This is a genomic window from Devosia oryzisoli (assembly GCF_014837245.1).
GTDB classification, from domain to species: Bacteria; Pseudomonadota; Alphaproteobacteria; order Rhizobiales; family Devosiaceae; genus Devosia; species Devosia oryzisoli.
The window spans coordinates 38,021-60,303 of the sequence record NZ_JACYFU010000005.1 but is presented as its reverse complement, the minus strand read 5'-3'; the positions used below and the strand labels follow the sequence as shown (position 1 = coordinate 60,303).

27 protein-coding genes are annotated in these 22,283 nt (G+C 65.5%); 15 read left to right on the top strand and 12 right to left on the bottom strand.

All coding sequences use genetic code 11. The features are described from left to right. The first annotated feature begins 41 nt into the window (after nt 1–41). The 6 genes from IC608_RS16450 (at nt 42) to IC608_RS16425 (ending at nt 3,664) form a co-directional block, all read left to right on the top strand. Complete coding sequence (locus tag IC608_RS16450; protein ID WP_210316401.1) at nt 42–311, top strand: autorepressor SdpR family transcription factor; 270 nt, start codon at nt 42–44, stop codon at nt 309–311. Further along, nucleotides 308–952 (top strand): SdpI family protein, encoded by a 645-nt coding sequence (locus tag IC608_RS16445; RefSeq protein ID WP_191777811.1) that lies wholly within the window; start codon nt 308–310, stop codon nt 950–952. The genes IC608_RS16450 and IC608_RS16445 overlap by 4 nt, the downstream gene beginning before the upstream one ends. Nucleotides 953–1,045: 93 nt before the next feature. After that, nucleotides 1,046–2,281 (top strand): bifunctional glutamate N-acetyltransferase/amino-acid acetyltransferase ArgJ, encoded by a 1,236-nt coding sequence (argJ, locus tag IC608_RS16440; protein ID WP_191777809.1) that lies wholly within the window; start codon nt 1,046–1,048, stop codon nt 2,279–2,281. A 1-nt stretch (nt 2,282) separates the two neighbouring features. After that, nucleotides 2,283–3,032 carry a GNAT family N-acetyltransferase gene (locus tag IC608_RS16435; RefSeq protein WP_191777807.1) on the top strand — a complete coding sequence of 250 codons (750 nt, stop codon included), beginning with the start codon at nt 2,283–2,285 and terminating at the stop codon, nt 3,030–3,032. Then, complete coding sequence (mutT, locus tag IC608_RS16430) at nt 3,029–3,436, top strand: 8-oxo-dGTP diphosphatase MutT (RefSeq protein ID WP_191777805.1); 408 nt, start codon at nt 3,029–3,031, stop codon at nt 3,434–3,436. Before IC608_RS16435 ends, mutT begins: the two co-directional genes overlap by 4 nt. A gap of 33 nt (nt 3,437–3,469) precedes the next feature. After that, nucleotides 3,470–3,664 carry a Flp family type IVb pilin gene (locus tag IC608_RS16425; RefSeq protein ID WP_191777803.1) on the top strand — a complete coding sequence of 65 codons (195 nt, stop codon included), beginning with the start codon at nt 3,470–3,472 and terminating at the stop codon, nt 3,662–3,664. Nucleotide 3,665: 1 nt separating this feature from the next. On the opposite strand, the gene IC608_RS16420 is transcribed toward IC608_RS16425, so the two are convergent. Both IC608_RS16420 and IC608_RS16415 read right to left on the bottom strand, forming a co-directional pair. Continuing rightward, nucleotides 3,666–5,144 carry a M48 family metalloprotease gene (locus tag IC608_RS16420; RefSeq protein ID WP_191777801.1) on the bottom strand — a complete coding sequence of 493 codons (1,479 nt, stop codon included), beginning with the start codon at nt 5,142–5,144 and terminating at the stop codon, nt 3,666–3,668. Then, nucleotides 5,141–5,950 carry a thermonuclease family protein gene (locus IC608_RS16415; RefSeq protein ID WP_248306457.1) on the bottom strand — a complete coding sequence of 270 codons (810 nt, stop codon included), beginning with the start codon at nt 5,948–5,950 and terminating at the stop codon, nt 5,141–5,143. The genes IC608_RS16420 and IC608_RS16415 overlap by 4 nt, the downstream gene beginning before the upstream one ends. Before the next feature lie 138 nt (nt 5,951–6,088). On the opposite strand from IC608_RS16415, the gene IC608_RS16410 reads away from it, so the two are divergent. Next, the gene (locus IC608_RS16410; protein WP_191777799.1) at nt 6,089–6,919 is read left to right on the top strand and encodes a DUF72 domain-containing protein; all 831 of its coding nucleotides are present in this window, start codon (nt 6,089–6,091) and stop codon (nt 6,917–6,919) included. Nucleotides 6,920–7,001: 82 nt separating this feature from the next. Continuing rightward, complete coding sequence (locus IC608_RS16405) at nt 7,002–7,505, top strand: disulfide bond formation protein B (RefSeq protein ID WP_191777797.1); 504 nt, start codon at nt 7,002–7,004, stop codon at nt 7,503–7,505. Here IC608_RS16405 and IC608_RS16400 read toward each other — a convergent pair. The 3 genes from IC608_RS16400 to IC608_RS16390 form a co-directional block, all read right to left on the bottom strand. Beyond that, nucleotides 7,502–8,059 carry an HNH endonuclease gene (locus IC608_RS16400; RefSeq protein WP_191777795.1) on the bottom strand — a complete coding sequence of 186 codons (558 nt, stop codon included), beginning with the start codon at nt 8,057–8,059 and terminating at the stop codon, nt 7,502–7,504. The genes IC608_RS16405 and IC608_RS16400 overlap by 4 nt on opposite strands. Before the next feature lie 89 nt (nt 8,060–8,148). Further along, nucleotides 8,149–8,814, bottom strand: coding sequence for an alpha/beta hydrolase (locus tag IC608_RS16395; protein ID WP_191777793.1), 666 nt, complete (start codon nt 8,812–8,814; stop codon nt 8,149–8,151). After that, a complete protein-coding gene (locus tag IC608_RS16390) occupies nt 8,811–9,488 on the bottom strand; it encodes a DNA-3-methyladenine glycosylase family protein (protein WP_191777790.1) in 678 nt (225 codons plus the stop codon). Before IC608_RS16390 ends, IC608_RS16395 begins: the two co-directional genes overlap by 4 nt. Between IC608_RS16390 and gluQRS the strand changes: the two genes are divergently transcribed. Then, nucleotides 9,487–10,332: a tRNA glutamyl-Q(34) synthetase GluQRS gene (gene gluQRS / locus IC608_RS16385; RefSeq protein ID WP_191777788.1), complete on the top strand. Its 846-nt coding sequence runs from the start codon at nt 9,487–9,489 to the stop codon at nt 10,330–10,332. The two genes, IC608_RS16390 and gluQRS, sit on opposite strands and share 2 nt — an antisense overlap. Here the strand turns inward: gluQRS and IC608_RS16380 are convergent. Beyond that, the gene (locus IC608_RS16380) at nt 10,329–10,712 is read right to left on the bottom strand and encodes a DUF4260 domain-containing protein (RefSeq protein WP_191777787.1); all 384 of its coding nucleotides are present in this window, start codon (nt 10,710–10,712) and stop codon (nt 10,329–10,331) included. The genes gluQRS and IC608_RS16380 overlap by 4 nt on opposite strands. A gap of 8 nt (nt 10,713–10,720) precedes the next feature. Beyond that, nucleotides 10,721–11,668, bottom strand: coding sequence for an NAD-dependent epimerase/dehydratase family protein (locus IC608_RS16375; protein ID WP_191777785.1), 948 nt, complete (start codon nt 11,666–11,668; stop codon nt 10,721–10,723). A gap of 97 nt (nt 11,669–11,765) precedes the next feature. On the opposite strand from IC608_RS16375, the gene IC608_RS16370 reads away from it, so the two are divergent. The 5 genes from IC608_RS16370 to IC608_RS16350 all read left to right on the top strand — a co-directional run bounded on the left by IC608_RS16370 (nt 11,766) and on the right by IC608_RS16350 (nt 13,985). After that, on the top strand, nt 11,766–12,680 hold the full coding sequence (locus IC608_RS16370; RefSeq protein ID WP_191777783.1) for a LysR family transcriptional regulator: 915 nt from the start codon (nt 11,766–11,768) through the stop codon (nt 12,678–12,680). A 9-nt stretch (nt 12,681–12,689) separates the two neighbouring features. After that, the gene (locus IC608_RS16365; protein WP_191777781.1) at nt 12,690–12,890 is read left to right on the top strand and encodes a twin transmembrane helix small protein; all 201 of its coding nucleotides are present in this window, start codon (nt 12,690–12,692) and stop codon (nt 12,888–12,890) included. Nucleotides 12,891–12,894: 4 nt separating this feature from the next. Further along, the gene (locus tag IC608_RS16360; protein WP_191777779.1) at nt 12,895–13,491 is read left to right on the top strand and encodes a cob(I)yrinic acid a,c-diamide adenosyltransferase; all 597 of its coding nucleotides are present in this window, start codon (nt 12,895–12,897) and stop codon (nt 13,489–13,491) included. A 91-nt stretch (nt 13,492–13,582) separates the two neighbouring features. Next, entirely contained in the window at nt 13,583–13,771 is a 189-nt protein-coding gene (locus tag IC608_RS16355; RefSeq protein ID WP_191777777.1) for a putative motility protein, read from the top strand. A gap of 4 nt (nt 13,772–13,775) precedes the next feature. Next, nucleotides 13,776–13,985, top strand: coding sequence for a hypothetical protein (locus tag IC608_RS16350; RefSeq protein ID WP_191777775.1), 210 nt, complete (start codon nt 13,776–13,778; stop codon nt 13,983–13,985). A 77-nt stretch (nt 13,986–14,062) separates the two neighbouring features. Here the strand turns inward: IC608_RS16350 and IC608_RS16345 are convergent, their stop codons facing one another. Then, nucleotides 14,063–15,142: a peptidylprolyl isomerase gene (locus IC608_RS16345; RefSeq protein WP_191777772.1), complete on the bottom strand. Its 1,080-nt coding sequence runs from the start codon at nt 15,140–15,142 to the stop codon at nt 14,063–14,065. A 418-nt stretch (nt 15,143–15,560) separates the two neighbouring features. Between IC608_RS16345 and secA the strand changes: the two genes are divergently transcribed. Then, nucleotides 15,561–18,254 (top strand): preprotein translocase subunit SecA, encoded by a 2,694-nt coding sequence (secA, locus tag IC608_RS16340; RefSeq protein WP_191777770.1) that lies wholly within the window; start codon nt 15,561–15,563, stop codon nt 18,252–18,254. A gap of 69 nt (nt 18,255–18,323) precedes the next feature. On the opposite strand, the gene IC608_RS16335 is transcribed toward secA, so the two are convergent. The 4 genes from IC608_RS16335 to IC608_RS16320 form a co-directional block, all read right to left on the bottom strand. Beyond that, a complete protein-coding gene (locus tag IC608_RS16335; protein WP_191777761.1) occupies nt 18,324–18,968 on the bottom strand; it encodes a hypothetical protein in 645 nt (214 codons plus the stop codon). Between the two features lie 80 nt (nt 18,969–19,048). Beyond that, on the bottom strand, nt 19,049–20,068 hold the full coding sequence (locus IC608_RS16330) for a L,D-transpeptidase family protein (protein WP_191777759.1): 1,020 nt from the start codon (nt 20,066–20,068) through the stop codon (nt 19,049–19,051). Nucleotides 20,069–20,228: 160 nt separating this feature from the next. Beyond that, on the bottom strand, nt 20,229–21,182 hold the full coding sequence (locus IC608_RS16325) for an acetyl-CoA carboxylase carboxyltransferase subunit alpha (RefSeq protein WP_191777991.1): 954 nt from the start codon (nt 21,180–21,182) through the stop codon (nt 20,229–20,231). Nucleotides 21,183–21,330: 148 nt separating this feature from the next. Next, nucleotides 21,331–22,236, bottom strand: coding sequence for a site-specific tyrosine recombinase XerD (locus tag IC608_RS16320; protein WP_191777757.1), 906 nt, complete (start codon nt 22,234–22,236; stop codon nt 21,331–21,333). Nucleotides 22,237–22,283 lie beyond the last annotated feature (47 nt).

Here is a 22,283-nt window from a genome sequence, read left to right as displayed (position 1 = left end):
GCTACCACGCTATTTAGCGTTATGTCTAATCAGGGTCCGCCATGGGTATCAATGCGGTGTTCGAAGCGCTCTCCCACCCGGCTCGCCGGAAGGTGCTGGCGCTGCTCAAGCAGGGGCCGATGACCGCCGGTGAGCTGGCGGAGCATTTCGCGTTCAGCAAGCCGACCCTGTCGGTCCACTTCAACAAGCTCAAAGAGGCCGAGCTCGTCGCCGTGGAACGGCGCGGGACAAGCATCGTCTACCACCTCAACACCTCCATACTGGAGGGGGCGCTGGCAAGCCTTCTCCGTCTCAAGGAAAACGACGAATGAACCGGGTCATCCTGTCTCCTCTCAATCTTGGCCTGTGGGGCGCCCTCATCGCCGTGACGCTGGCGGGATATGGCCTCATTCCCGCCGGAACGGTGCTGCCCGTGCACTGGGGCATCACCGGGGAGCCCGATGCGTTCCTGCCCCGGAATGGCGCCCTCATCCTGCCGCCGCTGTTTGGGGCGATCGTCATGTTGATCTTCTGGGCGGTGGGCCGTTTTGCCCCGCCGGCGCAGCTCGAGGCCAGCAGACATGCCTGGCGCACCATCGTGCCGGCCCTCAGTGCTCTTTTTCTAACCATCGCGGTGACCACCATCCTCATCGGCCTCGGCTATCCCGACCTGATGGTGCGGGTGATCTGCGTCGGCCTCGGCGTCATGCTGGTCGTGCTCGGCAATGTCATGCCCAAGACACAGCGCAATGGCCTTGCCGGCATAAGGCTGCCGTGGGTAGCCGATGCCGTGGTCTGGCAGAAGACCCAGCGTCTTGGCGGCCTCCTCTTCATGGCCGGCGGGTTCCTGCTCCTTGTCTCGGCCCTGGTGCTGGAAGACCCGGCACACCTGTTCGTCGCCCTGCTGGCCGCCCTTTTGGTGCCCATCGGGGTCACGGCCATCTACAGCTACCGCCTCGCCCACGGAGGCTGACAACCGAGCGATGGCCTGCCGCGTCTTGCGTCCGGCAGGCCTTTGGGGCACACCCGAAATCCTGTCGATTTGCCCCAAGCAAGGTTGTTCCCCATGGCCGCCCACCCGGTTTCGCCGCTTGCCCCGAAAAGCTACCCCGAGCTGCCGCCCATCGCCGGGGTGCGCTTCGCCACGGCCGAAGCGGGCATCAAGTACAAGAACCGCACCGACGTGCTGCTGATGGCGTTCGACGCGGGTACCGTGGCGGCCGGCGTCCTCACCCGCTCGAAATGCTCCTCGGCCGCCGTCGACTGGTGCCGGGCGCGCCTGCCGGGCGGAGTGGCGCGCGGGCTCGTGGTCAATTCGGGCAACGCCAACGCCTTTACCGGCTTCAAGGGCCAGCAAAGCGTCGAGATGACAGCCAGAATCGCCGCCGAGGCGCTGGGCTGCTCGACGGACGAGATATTCCTCGCCTCGACGGGTGTCATCGGTGAACCGCTCGATGCCGGCAAATTCGCTGGCGTGCTGGACGAAACCGCGACGCGCCTGGCCGATACGCCCTGGATCGACCCGGCCAAGGCGATCATGACGACCGACACCTATCCCAAGCTCAATGGTGCGGTGCTCGACATCGATGGCGTCGAAATCCGCATCAACGGCATCGCCAAGGGCTCGGGCATGATCGCGCCCGACATGGCGACCATGCTCAGTTTCGTCGTCACCGACATGCCGGTCAGCGCCGCGGTGCTGCAGGCGCTGCTGGCGCGCCACGTGCAGACCAGCTTCAACGCCATCACCGTCGACAGCGACACCTCCACGTCCGACACACTCCTCGCCTTTGCCACCGGCAAGGCCGAGGTCGAGCCGCTGACCAGCCTCGATGATCCGCGCGCCGAGATTTTTGGCGCCGCCCTGTCGGACGTGTTGTTCGACCTCGCCATCCAGGTGGTGCGCGATGGCGAAGGCGCGACCAAGCAGGTCTCGGTGCATGTCGAGGGCGCCACCTCCGACGCCTCCGCCTTCCGCATCGCCAAGGCCATCGCGGATTCGCCGCTGGTAAAGACCGCCATTGCCGGTGAGGACGCCAATTGGGGCCGCGTGGTGATGGCCGTCGGCAAGGCTGGTGAACCGGCCGATCGCGACAGGCTCGCCATCCGCTTCGGTGACATCCTGGTCGCCAAAGACGGCGAGCGCGCCGCCGGCTACGACGAAGCCGCCACCAGCGCCTACATGAAGGGCGAGGATCTGGAGCTGACGGTGCATCTCGGCCTGGGCGACGGCCGGGCGACGGTCTACACCTGCGACCTCACCCACGGCTACATCACCATCAACGGCGACTACCGAAGCTGAAATGGGCTTTCCGGACGCCGAAGCCTTCGAACGCGCCGGGCTCAAGGCCTGGCCGGGCATCGAGGAACATTGGGACCGCTCCTGGGTCCGCCGCGCCGCGGGCGGCTACACCAAGCGCGCCAACTGCACGCAGTGCTTCGATCCGGACGATTTCGAAGATGCCGATGTGCGGGTGATCTCGGCTGCGTCCTGGATGGTGTTGCGCAAGATCAAGCCGGTGTTCCGCATCACCCCGCTGTCGAGCCCGGAGCTCAACGCCACGCTGGACGAGGCCGGCTGGACCGTGCTCGACCCCAGCCATCTCTTCGCCATGGAACTCGGCGAGCAGGAAGCGGACCCCGAGGCGCGGGTCCTCCCCGTGCTCGATGCCCAATTTCTCGCCGCGGCGCAGCGCCTGCAGGGCTATGACGCAACCGCCATGAGCGGCATGAAGAACCTTCTGGCTGCCCTCAAAGTGCCTGCCGCCGGTGTTCTCCTCTACCGGAACGGGCAAGCCGTGGCCTCCTCCATCATGGCCGTGGCCGATGGCATCGTCGTCACCGGCAATGTCGTCACCGATCCCGCCCGCCGCCGCCAGGGCCTGGCCGCAGCCATGATGCGCTCAGGCCTTTCCTGGGCCAGGGGCCAGGGAGCCCGTTACGCCGCGCTCAACGTCCAGGCCGACAACGCTGCCGCCAAGGCGCTCTACAGCGCGCTCGGCTATGTCCACCAATACGACTATTCCTACCGCATACCGGGAGCGCCCAAGTGAGCGACAAACCGCTGCTGCTCGTCGTCGCCTGCGCGCTGGTCGATCCGGATCGGCGCGTCCTCATCGCCCAGCGGCCCGAGGGCAAGTCCATGGCCGGGCTCTGGGAATTTCCCGGCGGCAAGGTCGAGCCGGGCGAAACGCCCGAAGACGCATTGATCCGGGAGCTGCGCGAAGAACTGGCAATAGAGACCAAGCAGGCGTGCCTGGCTCCATTGTCGTTTGCCAGTCATTCTTACGAGAACATTCACCTCTTGATGCCACTTTACGTATGCCGCAAGTGGCAGGGATTTGTCGAAGCGCGTGAACATCAGGCGCTCAAATGGGTGCGCCCGCAGGCGCTTCGCGACTATCCAATGCCGCCGGCGGACGAGCCGTTGGTGGCAGCCTTGTGCGATCTTCTCTAGGAGCGCCGGCAGCCGGGAGCATAGGGAGCTAAGATGCGTGCACTGCCGATCCGGCGCTTCCTGCGCAACGAGAGTGGCGCTACCGCGGTCGAATACGGGCTTCTGGCCGGGCTCATCGCCGTTGCGCTGATCGCCAGTTTCATCGCGCTTGGCAACACCACCCAGGGCCTGCTCGCGGCGGGCGGGGCGGCCAACGTCATGACCGACCAGGCCGCCACCATTCCCTGAGCTAGTCCAGCGTCACGATCTTGACGCGCGTTCCGGCCGGCACCGGATCGCCCGGATAGAAATTGTTGAGGATGTAGAAGAGATCGCGGCTCCCGGGAATGTTCGCCATCTGGCGCGCCAGCGTGTCCGCCGTGTCTGCCGCCCGGGCGGTCACGACCCGGATGTGCAACTGCCGGATCTGGTTCAAATCCGAGGCGTCGGTCCGCCGGAAGCTCTGGATGGTCTGCTCGGCCCCATCACGGAAGCGCGCACTGTCGCCCTTGGCGGCGAAGATGAAGCGATAGACATCGCCATCGAGCCGCATCACCGCCACGCGGAAGAACCATTGATCCGTCTGGGCGAGCCCGGTCGCCATCTCGATACCGTTGACGGTCCGGGCCTCGACGGTTTCGGCCTTGAGCCCGGCAATCCAGCCCGATTTCAGATAGTCGGCCAGCGCCATGTTGGGCTGCACCTGCGCACTGTCGAAGCGCACGGCCTCGCCGTCGCCGGCGACGCCCACCACGGCGCTCTGCGAATTCTGCAGCGTATACCCATTGGGCACGGTGAAGGTGAACCTGCTGCCCGGATGGATGAACCGCTGGCCGACGATCGTGCCCTGGGCGGGACTGTCGCCGAAGCTCATGCCCGAGATCGCCGTGAGGTAGGCATCGCGGTCAGCCTCGCCGTTCGGTCCGGTCCCGAACATGGACTGGGCAGTCGCGAGGGCCTCCCGGATGCGCGCGGGCGTTGCCGGATGGGAGGAGAGGAAGCCGTCATCGCCTTTGGCGTCGCCCGCGGAGAAGGCGGCAAACCGGCTCATGACGCCGAGGAACCGCGCCGCGGCGCGCGGATCGTAACCCGCCTTGCCGGCAACCTTGATGCCTTCCTGGTCGGCATCGAGCTCCTGGTTCTGGCTGAAGGCGGCGAGCGACTGGCGGGTCCGGTTGGCAACGGCGTCGGTCGAGGTGTCGCCTCCGAAAATGCCGGTGATGACCCGGTCCACGATCTGCGTGGTCCGCGTCTTGTCGGTCCGCGCGCGGGCGTGGCGCAGCGTCACGTGGGAAATCTCGTGCGCCAGCACCGCCGCCAGTTCGCTGGTGTCGGACGCCAGGGCGAGGATGCCGCGGGTCACGTAGATATAGCCGCCCGGCAGGGCGAACGCGTTGACCTCGGAGGTGTCGAGGATGGTGACGCGGAACTCGGCATTGGGCTGATTGGCCGCCGCGAGCAGCCGGCCCACGATGCGCGCCACCATGATTTCGGCCGAGCGGTCCGAATAGACGCCACCATAGGCCGCCACGATGCGCGGGTGTTCGCGCAGGCCGATCACCGCATCGTCCGGCTCGGTCCCTTCCGGCACCACCATCGGGGCGGGGTTGTCCCCCGTCTTGGTCACCTCGATCGAAGAACCGGTAAGGGACGTGCAGGCCGTTACCGCCACAAGGCTGATTGCCAGGACGCCGATGCGCACACCAATGTTGCCGAAAAGCGCCTTCATCGTGTCGACAGAACCTCGATCTGCTCGGGATGGGTAATTTCGATGCGCGGACCGTCCCGATCGTCCACCCATCCGCGTATTCGCACCAGTGCCCCTTCAAGTGCAAGCGGGTCTTGGCCCATCTGCGTGAAAAGACGCAAGGCTGGCTTTTCGATCACGCCGGTGAAGTCTTCCTTCCAGAAGCGGCCGAAATTGAGATAGGTGCGCCCGCCGGCCTTTTCAGCCAGCAGCACGCGCCCTTCCACCAGCTCGTACTGCCCCGCCAGCTTCAGCAGGTCCCCAGGCCGGTCGGCCGCGCGAATGGCATAGAAAGCGTCGGCCCAGATGCCGAGCCGGGCCGCGCGCGCCCGGCCTTCGCCGGCAAAGAGCTCATCAAGGCAGGCGCGGTTGTCGGGAAAGGAATAGACGCGGGCCAGGCCGTTCTCGACCATGAAGGACTGCGCCCAGATCTCCTTCCCGTCGACCGCGACGAACATGTGCGCCAGTGCCCGGTCGTAGCGATCTATCTGCTCGCCGCCATAGCCGAGCCGCACCGGGCGGTTGAGCGCGAGCGTCTCCAGCGCCGACTTGGCTTCCTCGGCCAGCGGCCAGGCGGGGAACCCGTCCCGCCCCAGCGGCAGTTTTGGGGCTTGCGTGCCGATCAGGCGCACGGTCAGCCCCGTATCGAGCACCACCGTATCGCCGTCCGTGACCTGCACCACCGTCCCGCCATCGACCATGCGAAGATCGGTGCACGCGTCCACTGCACTGACGAAACCTGCGAGCACGGCCAGGGAAGCTGCGGAAAGGGCGATAGCGTGACGCAAAGGCGAGACCTTGTAAGACGTGATTCACCATGCACTCAAACACGGCAAAAAATCATTACCGGTAGAGGTTCACGAATGCAGGAATTGTCTTTGTGTGGCTTTCCGGCCAATGTCGAGCGGGAGCGGGAGGAGCCGGACATGGCACCAGGCACTGTGCGAACCGGAACGGCGGGATGGGTCTTCGAGCCCTGGCGCGGCAGCTTTTTCCCCCAGGGCCTCGTGCAGAAAAAGGAACTGGCCTATGCGGCCAGCCGGCTCACCAGCATCGAGATCAACGCCACCTTCCGGGCCAACCAGAAGCCCGAGAGTTTCCGCAAGTGGGCTGGCGAAACGCCCGCGGGCTTTCAATTCTCCGTCAAGGGGCCGCAACTGGTCACCCATATCCGCCGGCTCAAGAACTGCCGGCAGGAACTGGCCAACTTCTTCGCCTCGGGCCCGCTGGCGCTGGGCGATCGCCTCGGGCCGTTCGTCTGGCAACTGCCGCCGAACCTGCAGCTCGATCTCGATAGCTTTGCCGCATTCGCCGCCATGCTGCCGCGGACTATCGAGAGCTACCTCGCGCTGGCCGGTGAAGCCGACGGCAAGGGCAAGTCGCCCCCGTTCCTCGATGCGTCGGACGCACCGCAACGCATCCGCCATGCCATCGAAACCCGCCATCCCAGTTTCGATACGCCGGAGGTGGACGCCATCTTGCGCGAGCACAACATCGCACGGGTCATTGCCGACACGCTCGAAAATCCGCGCCGCGACCGCACCGCCGACTTTGCCTACTGCCGTCTCCAGGGTCCCGCCCGCGAGGGAGCGACCGGCTACGAGCCCGAAGACATCGCCGAGTGGTCTAAACTGGTATCGGATTGGCGTTCAACTGGCGATGTCTATGTCTATTTCGTGCATGAAAACAAGCTGTACGCTCCGCACAACGCTATGGCCCTGCGTCGCGCCCTCGGCGAGACCGTGCCATCCGAATAATCACGAGCCCGTTCCGGTCTGGCTTTTGTCCGAAGCGGGCGCTAAGTCAGCCTCAAGCGTCACTTTTTTAGCGGATGATCTCATGTCAGCCACCAGCCGTCCCTGGGACAAGCTTGCCGCCGGTCTGGCCTTTCTTCTCGGTCTGGCGACCATCCTGGGGGCGCTGGGATCGCAGTATATCGGCGGCCTCTACCCGTGCGAGCTCTGCCTCGAGCAGCGCCTGGCCTATTATTACGGCCTGCCCATCCTCGCGCTCGTCCTGCTGTTGTGGAACCGGCTGCCGCTGACCGTCTGGTTCATTGCCATGGCGCTGGTCGCGGCCATCTTCGCCTGGGGCACCTATATGGGCGGCTACCACGCGGGCGTCGAATGGGGGTTCTGGCCCGGGCCCACCGCCTGCACCGGCGTCGGCGATGACTTCAGCTTCGACCAGCTCAACGACATGAAGCCGGTGATCGGCTGCGATGTGGTGCAGTTCCGGTTCCTCGGACTGTCGCTGGCGGGCTACAACGCGCTGATTTCGCTGGCGATCGTGCTGCTGCTGATCGGCGCCATGGTTGTCCAGGCCCGGCGCCGCCGCGCCTAGGGCTCGAGCTCGATATCCCAGTAAAGATAGTCCAGCCAGCTCTTGTGCAGGTGGTTGGGCGGGAACAGCCGGCCGTTATTGTGCAGGTCATGCACCGTGGGGGCGTAGGGCGCCTGGTGCGGGAACATGCGGATTTCGCTCGGCAACCGGTTGGCCTTGCGCAGATTGCACGGCGCGCAGGCGGCAACGACGTTGTCCCAGGTGGTGAGGCCGCCCTTGGAGCGGGGGATCACGTGGTCGAACGTCAGATCTTCCTTGGAGCCGCAGTACTGGCACTGGAAGCGGTCGCGGAGGAACACGTTGAAGCGGGTGAAGGCCGGATGGCGCGCCGGCTTGACGTAATCCTTGAGCGACACCACGCTGGGCAGGCGCATCTGGAAGCTGGGCGAGCGGATGACCGTGTCGTATTCGGAAACGATATTCACCCGATCGAGGCACACCGCCTTGATGGCGTCCTGCCACGACCACAACGACAGTGGGTAATAACTGAGCGGCCGAAAGTCGGCGTTCAGCACAAGGGCGGGACAAGCCTCAGGCGACACATGGATGGTCACTTGAGTCTCCCGGAACGGGAATCGCGTAAGTCCATAGCCCTCTTATACTAAGCCCTTTGTGTCGGGCGTGTGAAGCGGGCGCGCAATGGTTATTTCGTGAGCTGGCGGGCCACGAAATCACTTGCGAACTGCAGCCCATCGGGGGAAATGCCGTGCCCGGTGCCGCGGCTCACATGGTAACTCACACTATAGCCCGCCTCGGTCAGCGTCACGTTCGCCTCGGCACTCATCTGCGGCGAGACGACGGTATCGAGATCGCCATGCACGAGGCACACCGGCGGGCGTGCCAGCTTGGTCTCGCCGAAGCCTTCGGGCGGCAGAAAGGCCCCGGAAAACCCAAGGACCCCCATCAGCGTCTTGTCGGCCGGCAGCGACAGGCCGGTATGGAGTGCCATCATGGCCCCCTGGCTGAATCCGGCAAGGATCGTGCGCTCGGGGGTGAGGCCAGACTGGGCCCAAAGGTCTTCGAGAAACTCGACCAGGATGGGACGCGCCAGCGTGACGCCGCTCTGGCGGCTGGCGAGGCGGTCGCCCTCGAAATCGATGCTGAACCACTGGAAGCCACCGGCCGTCATCTGGGCCGGGTGCGGCGCATTGGGCGCCAGGAACACGGCGCCGGGCAGCAGGTCCTGCCAGAGCGGGGCCAGCGAAATAAGGTCATTGCCATCGCTGCCATAGCCATGGAGCAGAACCACGGCAGCGTCAGGCGCGCCACCGGTCCGGGGCGGCAGCATGGGGCCGGAAAGCTTGGTCACAACAGGATTCCTTCGCGGTCGCGCAGAATGGCGAAATAGCGCCAGAGCAGCAGGGCGGCGGCCGAGCGATGCGGCGACCAGTCTGCGGCAAGGGCGATCATTTCCTTGATGGTCGGCCGGGCGTCAAGGCCAAGGCCATGATGGGCGGCCTTGAGCAGGGCCAGATCGCCGGCCGGGAAGATGTCGGGGTGAGCGGCGCAGAAGAGGAGATAGACCTCTGCGGTCCAGGGTCCGATGCCCTTGTGCGCCACGAGCGCGCGGATCGCCTCGTCGGCCGGCAAGGCGTCCACCGTAGCGAAGTCGAGGCTGCCATCGAGAACAGCCCGGGCCATGGTGCCGACGGCGAGAAACTTGCCGCGGGAAAAGCCGGCGCCGCGCACCTCGTCTTCGGTGAGCTTCAGATACCCCTCGGGCGTCAAGGCGCCTGGGAGCAGCGCGAACCGCCCCCAGATGGCCGCCGCGCTCTGGACGGAAAGCTGCTGGCCGCAGATCACCTTGGCCATGCCGGCAAAATGCTTGGGGTTTACCCGCGGCATGACGTCCCCCACGCGCTCGCGCAGCGGCTGAAGCTGGGGCGCGCGCCGCACGAGCGCGTCAAGGTGGGTGGCGACGCCTTCGGGCGTATCGATACGCCATGACGCGGTCAGGGTTTGAGTGCTATCGGTTTGAGCCATGTCCAGTTCCATACTTCGATTTGCCCCCAGTCCCAACGGCTGCCTGCATCTGGGTCATGCCTATTCCGCCCTCGCCACCTGGGACGCCGCGGCCAGGCTGGGCGGAACGGCGCTGTTGCGGATCGAGGACATCGACACGGAACGCTGTAAACCCGAATTTACCCAGGCCATCTTCGAGGATTTGCGCTGGCTGGGCCTCACCTGGCCAGAACCGGTGATGCACCAGTCGCAACGGCTGGACCTCTATATGGAGGCGGCCGACCGACTTTTGGAGATCGGCCTGCTCTATCCCTGTTTCTGCTCGCGCTCGGACATCGCCGCCAGAGCCACCGAAACCGACCCCGATGGCGCGCCCGTCTATCCCGGAACCTGCCGCCATCTGCCGCCCGAGGAGCAGATCCGGCGCATCGAGCGGGGCGATGCCGTGCAGTATCGGCTCGACGTGGGGGCCGCGATGGCGCGGGTGGGGGTGCTGACCTTTACCACCGTGATGCCCACCGTGCTGGACCGCCCGCAGGTGCGCTACGCACGGCCCGAGCGCTGGGGCGACGTGGTGCTGCAGCGCAAGGACACGCCGACGAGCTATACCCTGAGCGTCGTGGTGGACGATGCCGCGCAGGGGATAACCCATGTGACGCGGGGGCGCGATCTCGACGCCATCACTGACGTGCATGTGCTCTTGCAGATGCTGCTCGGCCTGCCCAGCCCCACCTACCATTTCCACCGCTTGCTGCTCGACGATGCCGGGCGGAAGCTCTCCAAGTCCGACGGCGCGCAGAGCCTTGCGGAACTGCGCGCCCAGGGGTGGTCGTCCCAGGATGTGCGGCGGGCTGTTGGCTTCTAGCCCCGCGCCTTGCCGATCGGCCCCAGATGGGTGAGCGAGAAGCTTTCCGGGGCCTTGAGGCCGTAGCCGAGGGCACGGTCAAAGCCCGCGTGACCCATCCAGAGGGCGCCGAGGCTGGCAGCCACCGGCAGCGAAAGGACGAGCCCTGCGGCAAGCACCACCATGCCGAAGGCATAGAGGTGGACGAGGTTGTACACCGTGCTCCCGACCCGTTTGCCGAGGCCATAGGCAGCAAAGCTGAAGTCGGGGGCAAAAAAGGTCAGCAGCGCCAGCCACCAGGGCAAGTCTGCCCCGAGTGGCCAGAGCAGCGCCAAGGCCGAGGCGAAGATGAGGCCACCTTCCACGCGCTGCCAGTTTCTCCACCAGGTCTGGTGTTTCATCTTCACCCTCACGCGGCCTGCTTGAAGGCCATAAGCTCTTCGATTGTTGCGGCGACCGCCTGCTCGAACGGGGTGGCGGCGCCTGCCGGCAGCATGGCGTCGAAATCGGGGTCGACCAGTTCCATTTCGTTGAGCCAGAGATAGCGCATGCGATAGATGTCGCGCATCACCGGGTTGACCACGCCTACGGCGCGCAGCAGCCACCAGGGCATGGGCGAGACCTTGAGCGGGCGCGGCACGGCAGTCTGGATCGCAGCCATCATCTGGCGGTGCGACACCCAGTGACCGGCAAAATGGAAATTGCGGAAGGCGGGCAGCGTGGCGCGCTGCTCGGCGAGCGTCACGAAGCCGCGGCCGAGGTCGGGCAGGTAAGCCCAGCTGTGGCGCTTGTCGAGGTCGCCCAAATGATAGAGCCGTCCGCGGCGCTCATCCATCAGCATGGCCGCCTCGAACCATTCGGCGCGGTTGCCGGGGCCGAAAAAGTCGCCGGCGCGCAGGATCAACGTCTGGAAGCGGCCGTCCTGCGCGGCTTTTTCCAGCATGGCTTCAAGCCGGATGCGGATTTTTCCGCGCGGCGCTTCGGCGCTCTGGCGCAGGTCGGGCGACACCACGCGGTCGGCGGCCCGGTAATTGTAGATCGTGCCGGGAAACAGCAGCGTCTTGCCGCTCGTGCCCATGGCGTCGATGACCGTCTGAAGCTGGCGCTCGGCGGCGCCATTGCCCCACTTGTCGTAGGGGAGATGGAGGCCGTACACGACGATCTCGGCATCGGCGATCGCGGCCCTGACCACTTCGACGTCGTCGGCATCGCCAGCGACGAACTCGGTGCCGGCGACCGGCCGGCGGTTGGTGCGGCCCAGGCCCCGGACGCTCCAGCCAGCGTCGCGGAAGGCGGTCATGGCGGCGTTGCCCAGATGGCCGTTGCTGCCCAGAATGGTGACTTTGCCCTTTTGCATCTTCGAATTCCTTGCCTGTGTGGTGTTGCTGACAGGGAAGATGCTCGATACGCTGATGAATGGCGATCGGGAGAATTCGGACGTTGGACATTCAAGAATGAATAGGGAGCCGGACTGGTCCTGGTGGCGCAGCTTTGCCGCCGTCATTGCCGAAGGGTCCCTCTCGGGTGCCGCCCGCAAGCTCCAGATCAGCCAGCCCACGGTGGGCCGCCATATCGAGGCGCTGGAGGCCGACCTTGGCCTGCCGCTGTTCGATCGCACTCTCACCGGGCTCAAGCCGAACGCGGCCGGGCTTCGCCTCTATGAGCCGATCCAGCGGGCGCAGGGTGCGCTCGCGGAGGCGGCCATCCTTGCCGAGGGGGCGCAGGAGCAGACCGGAGGTACGGTGCGCATCACGGCGAGCACCATGATCTCGAACTACGTGCTGCCGGACATCCTCCTCGGGGTGCGGGCGCGCTTCCCCAAGGTCGCGCTCGAGATCGTGCCCTCTGATTCTCCGGAAAACCTGCTGATGCGGGAAGCCGACATCGCTCTGCGCATGTTCCGCCCCACCCAGCTCGAGCTGGTGACGCGCCACCTGGGGGACATTCCCATCGTTCCGGTGGCGCATGAGCGCTACCTGGCGCGGCGGGGGCGGCCGGCGACGGTAGAAGAGCTCTGGGAGCACGACATGCTGGGCTTTGACCGGTCAGACGCCATCCTGCAGCATGCCCGCAGTCTGGGCATCGTGCTGACGCGCGACAATTTCGTGCTGCGCTCGGACGACCAGCCGCACCTGTGGGAGTTGATCAAGGCGGGGCTCGGCATCGGCTTTGGGCAGCGCAACCTGATCCGGCGCACGCCCGGGCTCGTTGAACTTCCGATCGACCTCAAGATCCCGGCGCTGCCCATGTGGCTCACCGTGCACAGGGAGTTGTTCACCTCCCATCGAATCCGTGCCATCTATGATGCTGTCGCCAAGGGGCTCAGCGCCTATATCGAAGGCACATCTCAAGGCTCTGTTTCGCGTTAGGCGCAGCTCATGCAGACACTTCTCAATATCGCCATCGCCCTGGCACTGCTGTTCGTGGTCATCGTGCTCGGCATGGGCCTGTGGAACATGCTCAAGGGCGGACCGGGCAACACCAGCCAGCGTTTGATGCGCCTGCGCGTCGTCGGGCAGGCGGTGGCCTTGGCGCTGCTGCTCGGGGCGCTGTTCCTGTTCGGCGGCCGGGGAGGCTGAGGCCATGGTCAAGATCAACGCTATCTATACCAGGACCGGTGACAACGGCACGACAGGCCTTGTTCGCGGACCGCGCCGGTCCAAGCATGACCTGCGCGTGGAGGCCTATGGCACCGTCGAAGAGGCCAACGCCACCATCGGTGTTGCGCGCCTCTCCACGTCCGCGATGCCCGAACTCGACCTCGTGCTGGGGCGGGTGCAAAACGATCTCTTCGACGTCGGCTCCGACCTGGCCACGCCCGGAGCGGACGATCCCGACGCCCCATATCCCACGCTGCGCGTGCGGCCGGTGCAAACCGAGTGGTTGGAACACCAGATCGATCACTTCAATGCCGATATCGCGCCCCTCAGGAGCTTCGTGCTGCCGGGCGGCACACCGCTGGCTGCGGCGCTGCACGTATCGCGAACGGTCTGCCGCCGCGCCGAACGGCTCGCGGCGGCGCTCCGGGAAGCCGAGTCGGAAACCAATCCGGAAGCCCTGCGCTATCTCAACCGACTCTCCGACCTCATCTTCGTGCTCGGGCGTGTGGCCAATGAAAAGGGCCAGAAGGACGTGCTCTGGGTGCCGGGCCAGCATGGGGACGTCAAGAAGGGCGGCTGACGCCTTTGCACCAATTGCCCTGCGTGTGGGGAAGGAATTGTTTACCGGCGGGGCCTAGCGTTATGGCTTGATCCACCGGGGAGTGCACGTCTTGGACACCGACCTGGCCATGAACCTTCTGGCCGCCCGCACGACCATGACGCAGAATTCGGCGCAGATGGCCGTGTTCAAGAAGGCGCACGACATGGAGGCGGACCTTCTCAATTCCCTGATGCAGACTGCGCTCGAGATGGCGCCGCCCCCGCCGGGGCAGGGCACCAAGGTCGACAAGACGGCCTGACATCATGAGCAGCGGCATCGGCATCTCCCCGTCCGTCATGATCAACCGCATGGTGCACGAAAGCGGCACGCCCGAAGCGGCCAGCCTTGCCGAAGTGGCCAAGTTGCGCATGCGCCTGGCGCAGGCACAGGCGGAGGAACTGGCCACCTCGGCCAGTCCCGAACCTGCGGCCAAGGGCCCGGCGAACGGCGCCGAGGTCGACCTCTTCGTCTAACCCGGACCCGCAGATCCAGCCGCAACCAACAAGAAAGGCCCGGCGGAGCCGGGCCTTCTTGTGCGTGGCGGACGCGCTTACTGCGCTGCTGCGTCGGTTTCCTCAGCAGCGGTTCCGGCGTCTTCCCCGGTGGCAGGGGCGCCGTCATCCATGCCGGCCGCGTCGCCATTCTGGGCTGCGGCGTCGCCGGCCTGCTGGTCGTCAAGGGCAGCGGCGAGGGCCGAATCCTTGATGTCGATCTCGACGCCGCTCATCAGCGCGTCCACCTTTTCGCCAAAGGCCTTCATCAACGCCTGCTGCTGGAGCTGCTGGGCGACCTGCTCGAACGCCGGTGGCTCGGACTGGCGCTTTTCCTCGAGCTTGATGATGTGCCAGCCAAACTGAGACTGGACCGGATCGGAGACCTGACCCGGTTCGAGCGCGAAGGCGGCTTCCTCGAACGGCGGCACCATCATGCCTTTGCTGAAGAAGCCAAGGTCGCCGCCATTGGCTGCACCCGGATCGATGGACTTTTCTTTCGCGATGGCGGCGAAATCGGCACCGCCATCGAGTTCGGCCTTGATGGCCTTGGCCTCATCCTCGGTCTCGACCAGGATGTGGCTGGCGTGAACCTCTTCCTGCGGCTTGAAGTCGGCGACGTACGCGTCATAGGCGTCGCGGACGGACTGCTCGGTGATCGATCCGGCGATGGCCTCGGCGAAGTAGGCACGGCGGAGCGCCCGCTCTTCGAGGTAATTGAGGCGCTTGGCGAATAGCTCCGTCTTGTCCATGCCGGCCTCGCGCGCGGCATTGGACATGACCTTCATGTCGATCAGGACGCGCAGCAGGAACGGCCGGCGCTGGTCGGGCGGCATCTGCTGGAGATCCTGGGCCATGTCTTCGGCGGCAAAGCTGAGATCGGCCTCGGTGATGTCCTGGCCGCCTACCGTGGCGACCACGGTATCGGGCGAAACGGGAGCCGGGGCTGCAGCAGGGGCAGCGGCCGCGTCGGGGGCGGCGGGCGCGGCCGAGGCGTCGGGTGCGGTGGCCGGCGCTTCGGTGGTCGCGGGGGCTTCCGGGGCTGCTGCGTCCTGGGCATGGGCGCCCAGGGCAGGAACCGCGGCCAGAAGCGCGGCGAGGCTCAGCGTGCGAACCAGTCGCAGGGAGGAATTCGGCATGGTGATCAGGTCTCTCCTTTGCCGGTCCGGCGGGCCGGCATGATCATTGGGCGGGGCGATCCGCCGATGGTGGCCCGGCATGAACTGCCAAGAGGGCCAAATTGTGCCGCACGCGGCCGCCTTCACCAGACTGTGTGTGCGGCCCCAGAGGCCCCGGAAAGCCAGAGGGTGGGGAAGGTGTGGCCCATTTGGCCAACGTTGACAAGACTTGACCCCGCTCTTACATCTCACGCGCTTTTTCAGGAAGCACGGGCGCATGGTCGAACACTGGCCGACTGCTTCTGTGCATCATCACCGGACCGGGAGCCGATCGGCTTCCTTCGCGTTGTGACGAGGCGAGATGAGGCCGGCAGCCGCGTCCGGACGCGATGCCGCCCGCTTCTTTCCCGCCCGCCACCGACACTAGAGGATTGAACGAATGGCTCTTGCTTCGCTTGCCCGGAAGATTTTCGGGTCACCGTCCGACCGCCAGGTCAAGCGGTACCACGGCAAGGTGGCAGCGATCAACGCGCTCGAGCCGGAGCTCGCCAAGCTCACCGATGACGAGCTGCGCGCTCGCACGGCCGACTTCAGGACGCAGCTGGAGAACGGCGCCGACCTCGACGACCTCATCGTTCCCGCCTTCGCAACGGTGCGCGAGGCCTCCAAGCGCGTGCTCGGCATGCGCCACTTCGACGTGCAGCTCATCGGCGGCATGGTGCTCAACGATCGCGCCATTGCCGAGATGCGCACCGGCGAGGGCAAGACCCTGGTCGCAACGCTCGCCGTCTACCTCAACGCCCTCAACGGCAAGGGCGTGCACGTGGTGACGGTGAACGATTACCTCGCCCGCCGCGACGCGGGCTGGATGGGGCAGATCTACCGGTTCCTCGGCTTGAGCGTGGGCATCATCGTCCATGGCCTTACTGATCAGGAGCGCCGGCAGTCCTACGCCGCCGACATCACCTACGGCACCAACAACGAATTCGGCTTCGACTACCTGCGCGACAACATGAAGTATTCGCGCGCCCAGATGGTGCAGCGCGGTCATGAGTTTGCGATCGTGGACGAAGTGGATTCGATCCTCGTCGATGAGGCCCGGACGCCGCTGATTATCTCGGGTCCCTCCGACGACCGGTCCGAGCTTTATATCAAGGTCGACGAGCTGATGGGTGTCATCGGCGAGGGGGACTTCGAGCTCGACGAGAAGCACCGCGCTGCGACCTTCACCGACGACGGTGTCGAGAAGCTCGAGGAGGCTTTGCGGAGTGCCGGGCTGCTCAAGGGCGAGTCGCTCTACGACATCGAGAACGTGGCTCTGGTGCACCATGCCAACTCGGCGCTGCGGGCGCACAAGCTGTTCCGCAAGGACAAGGACTATATCGTCCGCGACGACGAAGTGGTGATCATCGACGAGTTCTCCGGGCGCATGATGCCGGGCCGCCGCTATTCCGAAGGCCTGCACCAGGCGCTGGAAGCCAAGGAACACGTCAAGATCCAGCCCGAGAACCAGACCCTGGCCTCGATCACCTTCCAGAACTATTTCCGGCTCTACAAGAAGCTGGCCGGCATGACCGGCACGGCGGCCACCGAGGCCGAGGAATTCGCCGACATCTACAATCTCGGCGTCGTCACCATCCCCACCAACCTGCCAATCCAGCGCATCGACGAGGACGACGCGGTCTATCGCACCGCGGCCGAGAAATACGATGCGATCGCTGACCTCATCAAGGAATGCCAGGAGCGCGGCCAGCCGGTGCTCGTGGGCACGACGTCGATCGAAAAGAGCGAGATGCTGGCCGATCTTCTGCGCAAGAAGAATGTGGGCCAGATGAACGTGCTCAACGCCCGCCACCACGAGCAGGAAGCCTTCATCGTGGCCGACGCCGGCCTGCCGGGCGCCATCACCATTGCCACCAACATGGCCGGCCGCGGCACCGACATCCAGCTCGGCGGCAATCTCGAAATGCGCATCGAGCGCGAGGCGGGCGAGCTCGAGGGCGAGGCCCGCGAAGCCAAGATCGCCGAGATCAAGGCGACCATCGCACAGGAAAAGGAAAAGGCGCTCGCCGCCGGTGGCCTCATGGTGATCGGCACGGAGCGCCATGAATCGCGGCGCATCGACAACCAGCTGCGCGGTCGCTCGGGTCGCCAGGGCGATCCGGGTCACTCGAAATTCTACCTGTCGCTGCAGGACGACCTGATGCGCATCTTCCCGGTGGAATCGATGGACTCCATGCTGGCCAAGCTCGGCCTCGAGCAGGGCGAAAGCATCACCCATCCGTGGGTTACCAAGGCGATCGAGCGCGCGCAGGGCAAGGTCGAGGCGCGCAACTTCGACATCCGCAAGAACATCCTCAAATACGACGACGTGATGAACGATCAGCGCAAGGTGATCTTCGAGCAGCGTCTCGAATTCATGGATGCCGAGGACGTCAGCGAGACCGTCACCGACATGCGCCACGACGTGGTGGAGAACATCGTGACCAAGGCCTGCCCGCCGCGGTCCTACCCCGAGCAGTGGAACACCGAGCAGCTTGCCGCGGCCGCCAAGACCTATCTCAATGTCGATGTGCCCGTCGCCGAGTGGGCGGCAGAGGAAGGCATTGACACCGAAGCCGTGGAAACGCGTCTGCGCGAGGCGGCGGACGCGCTGATTGCGCGCAAGGAAGAAACCTACGGCCCCGCCATCATGCGGCAGGTGGAAAAGTCCATCCTGCTGCAGTCGGTCGACGGTCTGTGGCGCGAGCACCTCGTCATGCTCGATCACCTGAGCAAGGTGGTGGGCTGGCGCGGCATCGCCCAGCGCGATCCGCTCAACGAATACAAGCAGGAAGCCTACGAGCTCTTCCAGGCCATGCTGTCCAACCTGCGTGAACTGGTGACGACGCAGCTGAGCCATATCGAGGTGCAGATGCGCCAGCCGGAGCCGCCCCAGGCTCCGTCACCCGCCCAGTTGACCGAGAGCCACATCGACCCCACCACGGGTGAAAATGATGCCGTCGGCGACGACAGCGACCGGCCCGAAAACCGCCCGCTCGACCCGCAATTGCTGGTCGGCCTGTCGCGCAATGCGCCGTGCCCCTGCGGCTCGGGCAAGAAGGTCAAGCACTGCCACGGCGCCTTCGTCTGATCGGTTCCCGATTCAACAGAAAGCCCGGCAGAACTGCCGGGCTTTTTTCTTTGTGCATACCAATGAGGTTCAGCAGGTGACGCGAATCTCTGCATAGCCGGTGACGCCCTCGTCGCCACCGGAAGTGACACCGATCATGCAGCCCGAATTGCCCAGCGCCATGGTGCCGCCCGATGGGATGGCCGTGCCGTCGGAGAGGGTGATGTAGCCGTTGTCCACGCCCGACACCTGCACCTCCGCCTGATGGCCGCAAACCGGGTAGCGGTCGCCTGCCGCGACCAGGATGCGCATCCCCGATGGGAGGCACTCCGCTCCGGGCTGGGCGCCCGAGTTGGCAGTGGCGCTGGGCATGGGCGCGCTCGTGCCAGCGCCATCGCGCCATGCCTGCTCCAGAATGGCAATCCTGTTGGAGAGGTCGTCCAACTGTGTCGTGTCGCCCGAACTATCGGCAACCGGCGCAGCGCTCCGCTTGGCGTAGAGATCGAGGCTGATGCGCAGCTGCGCCACTTCCGTTGCGAGGCGAACGATTTCGCGCCGGGAGTCCGCATAAGTCCAGACGGTGGCGGCGAGTGCGGCGAGCGCAATCACGCTGGAGGCTATGGCGATGACCGCTGCCGAACCGGGGCGGCGGGCGGTGCGAGCGGGCGCCGTGTCCGACCAGCGGTTAGGGCTCTCGACAGGGGGAGCCTCTGGAGCAAGGGGGGGTTGTTCCACGACACCATCCATCCAGCTTAAAGTCTGGCCTTCGCACCCGAGTGCGGCCGAACTTGGGTCGAGGCTCGGTCCGCCCTGGTTCAGGAGCGTGCGGGTGCAGGCAAAGGCTGGGGCGCGGAGGTGCTTGCAGCCGGTGCCTGGTCCGGCGCAGCGGCGGGGGCCTCTTGCCCGCCCGTGAACACCGAGCCGATATTGGAGAAGAAGCTGCCCATCGCCGCGCCACGCGCCTTGATGGCGGCCTCTTCGGATGCCTGGCGATCAAGAGCTGTTTGCGAGCGGGCCAGGACGGCCTCGTCGGCCTGCTGGCGTTCTTCGAGGCCGGCGATGCGGACCGTCGCGGGGCAGGGGCCGAGGGGATCGAGCGGGCCGGTGGAAGCCGGATTGAAGATGTACTGGCGGTTGCAGACGTCCCAGACCGGCGGCGCCTTGGCGAGCTCGAACAGGTCGTAGCCTTCCTTGATGTTCTTCCAGAACTCCAGGTTCTGGCTGCCGGCGTACTTGGCCAGATTGGCCGCGGTCATGCGGAAGGGGAAGATCTGCAGCTGGAAGCTCGAATTGCCGCCGCGGAAGCTTTCACGCGCCAGGGCATAGATTTCGGCGATGCTGGCATCGGTCATGGCGTAGCAGCCGACGGACTTGCAGTCGCCATGGACCATGAGGTTGGAGCCGGTGCGGCCCCAGGCACGGTCAAACTTGTTGGGAAAGCCGGTGTTGAAGGCCAGATAGTAGTTGGACCTGGGGTTCATCAGGCCCGGAGTGATCGTATAGAACCCTTCCGGGCTCTGCCGGTCGCCCTCCTTGATCTTGGGTCCCAAATCCCCCGAAAAGGCACAGATCGCGTAGCTCTTGAACATGCGGAACTGGCCCGAAGAGGTCCGTTTCCAGACCTCGAGCGTGTTCTCCTGCTTGAAGATGCGCACCAGCATCGCTTCGCCGGGCGAGGAGCCCATGGCGCTGAGCGCCGCGACCGTCTCGGCCGGCAGCGGCTTGTTGTGCCGGTTGTCGCCGGCCTTGACGAAATTGGTGCAGGCGGCCAGCACCAGCCCAAGGACCAGCATGGCAAGAAGGATGGCAGAGCGGCGAAGCAGCGAGGCGGTCACGATGGAAAATGCCCGGTAAATCAATTGCGCCCATATGGCGGGCCTGTGGTTACCAGAGCATGAGGCCGCGCAGTGAACGAAGCCTTACCACGGGGCGAACGCGCCCGGAAGCGGGGCGCGCTCACGCAACTGTGCGTAACGGAGGATGGCCGCCGTTGCGTTAGATATTGGTGCCGATGGCGAGGAATTTTTCGCGGCGATGCTCGCGCACTTCGAGGCGCGACTTGCCTTCGAAGTCCCTGAGGAAACCGTCTATCGCATCGCGCGTCGAGTCCATGACGGCGGCATGGTGGCGATGCGCCCCGCCGGCCGGTTCGGGGATGGTGGCGTCGATCACCTTGAAGCCCAGGAGGTCCTGCGCCGTAATTTTCTGGGCCGTCGCCATGTCCTGCGCCTTTGCCGCGTCGCGGAATAGGATGGACGCCCCGGCTTCGGGCGAGATGACCGAATAGATGGCGTTTTCCAGCATGAGCACTCGGTTCGCCGTGGCGATGGCGATGGCGCCGCCCGAGCCGCCTTCGCCGATGATGATGGCGATGTTGGGCACGCCCAGCTCGAGGCTCTTTTCCGTTGATCGCGCGATGGCCTCGGCCTGGCCACGCTCTTCCGCCCCGATGCCGGGATAGGCGCCGGCGGTGTCGACAAAGGAAATGACGGGGATGGCGAAGCGGTCGGCCATTTCCATGATGCGGACGGCCTTGCGGTAGCCCTCGGGGTTGGCCATGCCGAAATTGTGCTTGAGGCGCGTTTCGGTGGAGTTGCCCTTTTCCTGGCCCAGGATGGCGACAGACTGGCCGTTGAAGCGGCCGAAGCCGGCCTGCAGCGCCGCGTCCTCGCCGAATTTGCGATCACCGGCCAGGGGCGTCCATTCGGTGATGAGCGAGGCCACGTAGTCGGAAAAGTGCGGGCGCTGCGGGTGCCGGGCGACCTGGGTTTTCTGCCAGGGGGTGAGCTTTTTGTAGATCTCGACCAGCGCCTCGTCCGCCCGGGCCGAGAGCCGATTGACCTCTTCGTCAATCGAGACGGCCTGGTCCGTCTGGGCCAGCGACTTCAGTTCGGCGATCTTGGCTTCAAGATCGGCCACCGGCTTTTCAAAATCGAGATAAGACTGCATCCCACCGCCCATAAGGGTCTGTTTTTCCATCACGCCGCGCTCGGGCGCTGCTGTTGCGTTCTAAAGTGGCCGGAAAGTGGCGGTGGTGCAACGCCGAGTCAAGGCGCGGGTTGCTTTTGCGCGCTTCGCCCACAGTTTGCCGGGCCGCTCAGCCGGTGGCGAGGGGGTGGTGGGTCTCGACCAGCGTGCGCAGTTTTTCGTCGAGCACGTGCGTATAGATCTGCGTGGTCGAGATATCGGCATGGCCGAGCAGCATCTGGACGACGCGAAGGTCGGCGCCGTTGGCGAGGAGATGGCTGGCAAAGGCGTGACGCAGGACATGGGGCGCGACCCGGTCTGCAGAAATGCCGGCCCGTGCCGCCAGCGCCTTGAGGTCCCGGGCAAAGACCTGGCGCGCGAGGTGGCCGTCTTCCCCCTTGGCCGGAAAGAGCCAGGGGCCGGGGGGCAGCGTCGATGCCCAAAGGCGGACCGCGTCGCGGGCGCGGTCATTCATGGGCACGATGCGATCCTTGTTGCCCTTGCCGGTCACGGTGATGAAAGCGGCTTCCCGCATCACGGCGGCGCGCTTGAGGCCGACCAGTTCGGATACGCGAAGGCCAGTGGCATAGAGCATCTCAAGCAGCACATAGAGGCGCCGCGCGGCCGTCTCCCGGGCCGGCGTGTCTGCCGCCTTCGCCTCCGCCTCGGCCAGGGCAAGCAGGCGGTCCACCTCCGCCACGGAGAGCACCTTGGGGAGCGCGCGCCGTGCGCGGGGGCTGGGCACGATGCGCGTGGGATCGTCGGAGCGGATGCCATCGGCGCACAAAAACTTGTGGAACTGCCGGATGGCCGAAAGCCGCCGGGCACTCGAGGATGCGGAGAGGCCGCTGGCATGCAGCGCATCGAGATAGGCGGTCACCGTATCGCGCGCGAGGGTGCGCAGGGACTGTCCGCGGTTCTTTGCAAAGGCGGCGTAATCATCAAGGTCCCGACGGTAGGCGGCAATGGTGTTGGCTGCCGCTCCGCGTTCGGCGCTCATCATTTCGAGGAAGGCGCCGATCAGGTGGTCGGTCATGGGTTGGCCGGTGCCGGGCTCCCGTCGACATTGGGCAGCGGAATCGC

Bases quoted from the DNA above. Each gene is read 5' to 3' on its own strand.
- IC608_RS16450 (WP_210316401.1), top strand. From the start codon at position 42: ATGGGTATCAATGCGGTGTTCGAAGCGCTCTCCCACCCGGCTCGCCGG.
- IC608_RS16445 (WP_191777811.1), top strand. From the start codon at position 308: ATGAACCGGGTCATCCTGTCTCCTCTCAATCTTGGCCTGTGGGGCGCC.
- argJ (WP_191777809.1), top strand. From the start codon at position 1,046: ATGGCCGCCCACCCGGTTTCGCCGCTTGCCCCGAAAAGCTACCCCGAG.
- IC608_RS16435 (WP_191777807.1), top strand. From the start codon at position 2,283: ATGGGCTTTCCGGACGCCGAAGCCTTCGAACGCGCCGGGCTCAAGGCC.
- IC608_RS16425 (WP_191777803.1), top strand. From the start codon at position 3,470: ATGCGTGCACTGCCGATCCGGCGCTTCCTGCGCAACGAGAGTGGCGCT.
- IC608_RS16420 (WP_191777801.1), bottom strand. From the start codon at position 5,144: ATGAAGGCGCTTTTCGGCAACATTGGTGTGCGCATCGGCGTCCTGGCA.
- IC608_RS16410 (WP_191777799.1), top strand. From the start codon at position 6,089: ATGGCACCAGGCACTGTGCGAACCGGAACGGCGGGATGGGTCTTCGAG.
- IC608_RS16405 (WP_191777797.1), top strand. From the start codon at position 7,002: ATGTCAGCCACCAGCCGTCCCTGGGACAAGCTTGCCGCCGGTCTGGCC.
- gluQRS (WP_191777788.1), top strand. From the start codon at position 9,487: ATGTCCAGTTCCATACTTCGATTTGCCCCCAGTCCCAACGGCTGCCTG.
- IC608_RS16390 (WP_191777790.1), bottom strand. From the start codon at position 9,488: ATGGCTCAAACCGATAGCACTCAAACCCTGACCGCGTCATGGCGTATC.
- IC608_RS16380 (WP_191777787.1), bottom strand. From the start codon at position 10,712: ATGAAACACCAGACCTGGTGGAGAAACTGGCAGCGCGTGGAAGGTGGC.
- IC608_RS16375 (WP_191777785.1), bottom strand. From the start codon at position 11,668: ATGCAAAAGGGCAAAGTCACCATTCTGGGCAGCAACGGCCATCTGGGC.
- IC608_RS16370 (WP_191777783.1), top strand. From the start codon at position 11,766: ATGAATAGGGAGCCGGACTGGTCCTGGTGGCGCAGCTTTGCCGCCGTC.
- IC608_RS16365 (WP_191777781.1), top strand. From the start codon at position 12,690: ATGCAGACACTTCTCAATATCGCCATCGCCCTGGCACTGCTGTTCGTG.
- IC608_RS16360 (WP_191777779.1), top strand. From the start codon at position 12,895: ATGGTCAAGATCAACGCTATCTATACCAGGACCGGTGACAACGGCACG.
- IC608_RS16350 (WP_191777775.1), top strand. From the start codon at position 13,776: ATGAGCAGCGGCATCGGCATCTCCCCGTCCGTCATGATCAACCGCATG.
- IC608_RS16345 (WP_191777772.1), bottom strand. From the start codon at position 15,142: ATGCCGAATTCCTCCCTGCGACTGGTTCGCACGCTGAGCCTCGCCGCG.
- secA (WP_191777770.1), top strand. From the start codon at position 15,561: ATGGCTCTTGCTTCGCTTGCCCGGAAGATTTTCGGGTCACCGTCCGAC.
- IC608_RS16325 (WP_191777991.1), bottom strand. From the start codon at position 21,182: ATGCAGTCTTATCTCGATTTTGAAAAGCCGGTGGCCGATCTTGAAGCC.
- IC608_RS16320 (WP_191777757.1), bottom strand. From the start codon at position 22,236: ATGACCGACCACCTGATCGGCGCCTTCCTCGAAATGATGAGCGCCGAA.